The following is a 5,780-nucleotide window of genomic DNA, read 5'->3' on the forward strand; positions in this document are numbered from 1 at the left end:
AATTCCATGAGGCGGTTTTCGACAGGAGTGCCGCTCATCGCGATTTTCATGGGAGCGCGCATCCGGCGCAATAGCCTGCTCTGCTCGCTGTCGGCGTTCTTGATGTTCTGCGCCTCGTCGATGACGATTACCTGCCATTCACGCTCGTTCAGTTCGTCAAAGTCCTTGCGGAACGTGGCGTAGGTGGTGAGCAGCACGTCGGCGTGGAATTTCTCGAGGTCGCGGCTCCCGCCGTGGTAGGCGAAGAAGGTGAGGTCGGGCGCGAATTTCTTGATTTCGACCTGCCAGTTGCACAGTAGGCCCGCAGGCATCACCACGAGGGCCTTCCTTTCGGCGAGCTTGCATTCTTCGTGCATCTTGAGGAGGAACGCGATGACCTGGAGGGTCTTTCCGAGGCCCATGTCGTCGGCGAGGATGCAACCGAAACCGATTTCGAGGTTCTTGTACATCCACGAGTAGCCGCGCACCTGGTAGGGGCGCATGGTCGCGTTCAGGTGCTCGGGGAGGGCGACTTCGGTTTCGCTGCGCCAGGAATCGAACTGCTGCTTGAATTCGCCCGCCATCTCGACCGGGACGCCGTCGCATTCGCCGGTAAAGCAAGCCTGCACGAGTTTCGCCTGCGTGATGACCGGGGCGTCGTCTGCATTTTCGCTGTCCGCGCTTTCATCACCTGCGGTGGAAGCCGCGCCGTCTTTACCTGCATCGTCGCTGCTCGCGGCGCCCTCGGTAGTTGCATTGGAATCTTTCGCGCCTTCCGCGCGGCCTTCAATCTGTTCGCGAATCCTCTGCAGGTCTTCGGCGCTGACCTCGACGTACTGCGACTTGTATTTCAAAAGGCCGTCCGCGTTTTCGGCGAGCTCCAGGAATTCTTCGGCCGAAACGTTCTCGTCGCCAATCGCGATTTCCCAGTCAAAGTCGAGCAAATCGTTTGCAGTGAACGCACCGAAGCTCATGCTGCCCTGCAGGCGCATCTTGGGCTTGGGCTTGCTTACGTTCATCAGGTTCTTCGGAATTTCGGTCTTGATGCCGAAAATCTCGAGCTTTTTGAGGCAATCCTGCAAAAACTGGAGCAGTACGGCTCCCTGCATCATGATGGGGGAGGCCGCACGGCGTTCCAGGTACTTGCTCATGGGCGCGAAATAGTCGGCAACTCCGTTCAGAATGTTCAATATGGAAAGCAGGCGGGAATCGTTGCTTTCGAACAGTGCGGAAAGTGGAACGCGAGATTCGGCGTTGCCGTTCCCGTCGAGGATGAATACGTCGAGCGCGACTTCGTCTCCCGATTCGTGGCAGGCGAACAGGATCTGGCTCCTGAAATCGAGACTGGAGTAGACCGAGAACCATTGCTGTATCTTGCCGGGGATGGCGTGCGCGTTGTTCGCGAGCTTGCCCGATACGCAGTCGAAGAAGAAGGAGAGGAGGTTCCCGTGGTTCGTCTTGAGAGGCGGTTTGTAGGTGCGTGCGAAATGCAGCAACTGGCCGATGAACAGCGAAAGGATGTGCTCGGCCGGGCCCGCGATTTCCCGGAAGTCTCCGTCGCTTGCAGAGAATGCGAACTTTTGCGGGGCGGCCGCCTCGAGGTCTGCGACAATCCCGAGAACATCCGGCAGCATTTCGGCCGGAAGCCAACGCATCTGCGCTACGTCCTGCTTGATCCAGAACACCTGCGGGTAAATGGCCCCGGTACGTACAAGGTAAAAGGCGACCTGCAAGAGCAGGTGCAGGTACCGTACGGTGTAATGGTGCCACGAGAGGTTCCCCTGGCTCAGGCAGCAGAGCGCCCCCATGATGTTCGCGACCGTCAGGTCGTTGCGTATAACCTTGCCCCCGCTGCTCTGCTCGAAAGCCCAGCGCCATTCGCCCTTGTGGAATACCCGCAGGGACTCGTTTTCCATCAGGAACGTCTTCGCGTTGTATGCGCGGAAGTGCTCGGAAAAGACGTTAAAACTCTCGTAGCCGCAAAAGTACTTGTGGCAGCCTTCCAGCTCGTCGGTAAAGCTCTTGCGGAAGTTCCCGGCGGGGCAGAATTTCGGGAAGTTCTGCAGCATGGCGGGCAACACGCGGGAATAGTCCTTCCAATCGCCAAAATCGAACTGCGGCAATTGCTGGGGCGGTGTGCGGCTCGAATTGCCGGGAGTGCCTGCAAACAAGCTTGAGCTGGAATCCTCGCTCAGATCCAGGTCATCGACGCGACCTTTCCCGGCCACGGCTTCTCCCGCATCGTCATCCACGAGCCGGCTCGCCTTGCCGAGCGTACGCACGAGGCTCGCTTCCGTCGGAGCATCCAGGTCCGCAGGTGCCGCGGTAAAGTTCTTCGCCATCGAGAGGTCCATCCCGTGCAGCTTGAACAGCACGCCGGGGTCGGCGTTCGCCTGTTCGGCAATCTTGAGGAAGGTTGCCACGGTGTACTTGCAGGGGAGGGGGTCGCGGCAGTCGCAGCCCATCTTCACCTTCTCGGGCTCGTCGAATAGCTTAAGCCCGCTCTTGGCGAGCAGAATCTCGATGGACTCGTTGAGTACCTTGTTGTTCAGGGCGAGCATTTCGGAGGGCTGCTGCCTCAAGAGGCTCATGAACATCTCGCAGCGCTCGCGTGCGAAAAGCGGGAATACGATGTAGTTGTTGTGCAGCCCGCCGTTCGGTCCCTTCACTACGGAAATCACGCGGTTGTCCACGATGTCGATGCTCTTGACCTGCTCGCGCATGGCATAGCGGAGGCCCGTGGCGACGACGCTCGCGTCGGCCCCGGCAAGGAGCGTCTCGAGCCACTTCCTGCTCCACCATGTATTTCCGTATTGCCCGAAATCCATGAGGCCAAATATAGTAAAAACGTGCTCAAATGGGCAAAAAGATTTTTTTTAGATTTACATATGATGCTCCATGTGTTCAAACATGAAATCCGCTTGATTTTTAGGGACCCGCGCTTCTGGATTCCGTTCATCATTCCGCCGGTGATTCTGGCGGCAAGCCAGGGCATTGCCGTGTCGCGGTACGGCGGCCAGATTATGGAGGGCATGGAAGGCTACATGATGCTCCTGCTCGGCTGCCTCATGGCCCCCATGGGTTCTCCGTTGGCAGGAGATTCCTTCGCGGGCGAGCGCGAGCGCAATTCCCTTGAACTCTTGCAACTTGCCCCCATTGCGCCGGCAAAGCTCTTCTGGGGCAAGCTTTTGGCAATCCTTCCGTTCCCGGTGGTGTTTGCGATTCTTGCACAGCTCGGTTATTGGGCATCGCATTCCGAAATTTCGACGCAAGTGGCGGTGGCCTCTGTCCTTGGAGCCCTTTCGGCGGTGCTGCTCACGACTTCTTTTGCGTTGATTGTATCGCTACGCGTACGTACGGTACGTGCTGCAACGCATATTACTTTATTCTTGATAGTGCCGCTACTCCTTATGGTGCAACTCGGTCATGAGGCCTTTTTAAGCGGACTTCTTGTTCCCGTAACGACTCTCGCCGTCTCGGTTGTGCTGACCATATTGGCGACCATAATGAGCATGCGCAAATTCGTGAGCATGTAAGCGGATTAGTCCTTCAAGTAAAGGCTTCGCCCGTCGTTCAGCATCAATATGACGGGCAATTTTTTTGCCGTAAACACGCCGTCATTCAATATGCCGCTTTCAATCAGTTGGCCGTTCAGGCTGAACGCCTTGTACGGGGAGTTGGGCCTAGCGCCTGCAATCTGGTAGCGGTTCTGGCCGAGCTTTTTGAAGCTCGCGTTCGCTTGTAAAAATTTCGGGAAGATTGCGGTTGTGTTCGTGTCTGTCGCGAACCTGTAATCCGGGCAGAAGTTCAGTGTGTCGAGGAGGAAGGCGTGTATTCCGGCCACAGCCGAACTTGCTAGCGGTACATCAGCCTTGTCGATATCCTTACCGCCGTTTCTCCGTCTTAATTCTGGCGGATTGAATTCGCAGCCGGAGTAGCCCCCTTCTTTCCAATAGTATCTACCGCAGAGTTCAAAAACATGGTTCACAAGGGAGTCCGCTTGTTCGGCTGTTCCCTTGAAAACGCCCGCCTTTTGCAACCGTGCGAACTCGTCTTTGAATACGGCGTCGTGATGCACGCTGAAGAGCGAATCAACGAAGTCGTCTTGGTTGTCGGAATAGGCGACGCGCGCCACCTTGACCACCTTCTCGGAGGCGATTACGATCATGGTGGAGTCCAGCTCGGATCTGTACATCCATACCGTGTCGGTGCCGGAAACGTTCTGGACGGCGGGCTCGCGTTTTCCCATCTTGGAGAGGTCCAGGTAGCTGCCCTCGAATAGATAGAGAGATACTGCTGGGTATTCAAAATAAGCTCCGGTGCTTCCTGATTCCCTGACGGGGGGCTCGTAGCTGCATTCCGCCGCATGTAGGCTTGTGGTTAAGGCGCCTGCGCAAAACGCGCCCGCAAACAGAAATTTGGTGAATTTCATAATTTGTTCTCCTAACTTGATGATTTAATAATAATAAAAAAAGGAGGGATTGTTGAAATTTTCTGACGGAATGTGATTTTGGGGTGATTAGGGGCGTCTTTTTTTTGGGGGGAATTGCTATTTTGTTGTAAAACCATTCTGATATAAGATAGGAGGATATACATGAAGAAGGTTTTCTTAATACTTTGTCTTTTTGTTGGGGCTAGTTTTGCTCAGATAGGCGTTTCTCTCGGGTTCGGGCCGTCTCAGGGAATGGTCGGTGTCGGGTACACCATGCTGGACGGACATCTCTCCGCTAACGTTCATTTGGCTGCCTACAACTCCGACTACGATTTTATGGGAGGAATCGGGATTGCCTACCGCTTTACGGGCTTGACGGGCCCGTATGTATACCATTCTTCGGAATGGATAACCGGTGAAATGAACGGCTTTACGATAACGAATGTGGGCTCGGAAAATTCAGAACTCATCGAGCATACGAGGGACATCAATTACTGGCGACTGGTTTTTGGCTTGGGGTACCAGCACATGTTCCTGAACCATTTCGGAGCCTACTTTGAAATGGGCTTTGAATTCTATGCCGGCAATGGCGGCTATTATACTCATTTCGATGCTGAGTATGGAACGCTTGATAACGACAAGCCGTTTTTCCCTGTCGGTATCGGTATCGTAGCCGAGTTCTAAAAGGTGGAATTGTTGATGTAAAAAAAGAGGTGCTCCGCGTGGGGCACCTCTTTTGAATTGTTTTGAAGATCCCCGCCTGCGCGGGGATGACAAGCGAAGGCTTACTTTAATTCTTTCAGCGCAGCTTCGTTCTTCGCGATAATATCCATCTGCGTAGCAAGTTTGGTGCGTTCGGCGTTCACGACGGCTTCGGGAGCGCCGCTGACGAACTTCTGGTTCGAAAGCTTCTTCTCGATGCTGGCGGCGAATGCCTTGGCCTTCTCGATTTCCTTTTCGAGGCGGGCGATTTCCGCAGCCGGATCGAGGATACCTTCCAGCGGGATGTAGAGTTCGCCACCGGGAACCACGGCGCTGGCGCTGAACTTCGGCTTGGCGGCCTTCACGGCGACACTCAGGTCAGAAAGACCCGAAAGCTCGGTGATGATTGCCATGCAGTTTTTCACGCTGGCTTCCGTCGCGGCGTCGTCCACGCTCACCACGGCGCTGAGCTTGGTGGCGGGGCTCACGTTGTAGCGGCCACGCACGCCACGCACGCTTTCCACCACGGCGAATGCCTGGTCGAATGCGGCTTCAATCTTCGCGTCAATGAGCGATTCGTCTGCCTTGGGCCATGCGCGGCTGATCACCATTTCGCTGCCCTGGAACAGGATGCTGTTCAGTTCTTCGGTAATGAACGGCATCACCG

Annotated in this window: 5 protein-coding genes; 2 read left to right on the forward strand and 3 right to left on the reverse strand. The window is 55.5% G+C overall.

Annotation, left to right across the window (positions count from 1 at the left end; all coding sequences use genetic code 11):
• Positions 1 to 2,807: SNF2-related protein (locus B3M32_RS02025; RefSeq protein WP_290743138.1), on the reverse strand; the 2,807-nt coding region annotated here is incomplete at its 3' end.
• A gap of 63 nt (positions 2,808 to 2,870) precedes the next feature.
• On the opposite strand from B3M32_RS02025, the gene B3M32_RS02030 reads away from it, so the two are divergent.
• Positions 2,871 to 3,515, forward strand: a complete 645-nt coding sequence (locus B3M32_RS02030) for an ABC transporter permease (protein ID WP_173799065.1) — start codon at positions 2,871 to 2,873, stop codon at positions 3,513 to 3,515.
• A 5-nt stretch (positions 3,516 to 3,520) separates the two neighbouring features.
• Here the strand turns inward: B3M32_RS02030 and B3M32_RS02035 are convergent, their stop codons facing one another.
• Positions 3,521 to 4,411 (reverse strand): hypothetical protein, encoded by an 891-nt coding sequence (locus tag B3M32_RS02035; protein ID WP_290743144.1) that lies wholly within the window; start codon positions 4,409 to 4,411, stop codon positions 3,521 to 3,523.
• Between the two features lie 162 nt (positions 4,412 to 4,573).
• On the opposite strand from B3M32_RS02035, the gene B3M32_RS02040 reads away from it, so the two are divergent.
• Positions 4,574 to 5,095 (forward strand): hypothetical protein, encoded by a 522-nt coding sequence (locus B3M32_RS02040; RefSeq protein WP_290743147.1) that lies wholly within the window; start codon positions 4,574 to 4,576, stop codon positions 5,093 to 5,095.
• A gap of 101 nt (positions 5,096 to 5,196) precedes the next feature.
• On the opposite strand, the gene B3M32_RS02045 is transcribed toward B3M32_RS02040, so the two are convergent.
• Positions 5,197 to 5,780: class I tRNA ligase family protein (locus B3M32_RS02045; protein WP_290743150.1), on the reverse strand; the 584-nt coding region annotated here is incomplete at its 5' end.

Source organism: Fibrobacter sp. UBA4309, assembly GCF_002395745.1.
GTDB lineage: Bacteria > Fibrobacterota > Fibrobacteria > Fibrobacterales > Fibrobacteraceae > Fibrobacter.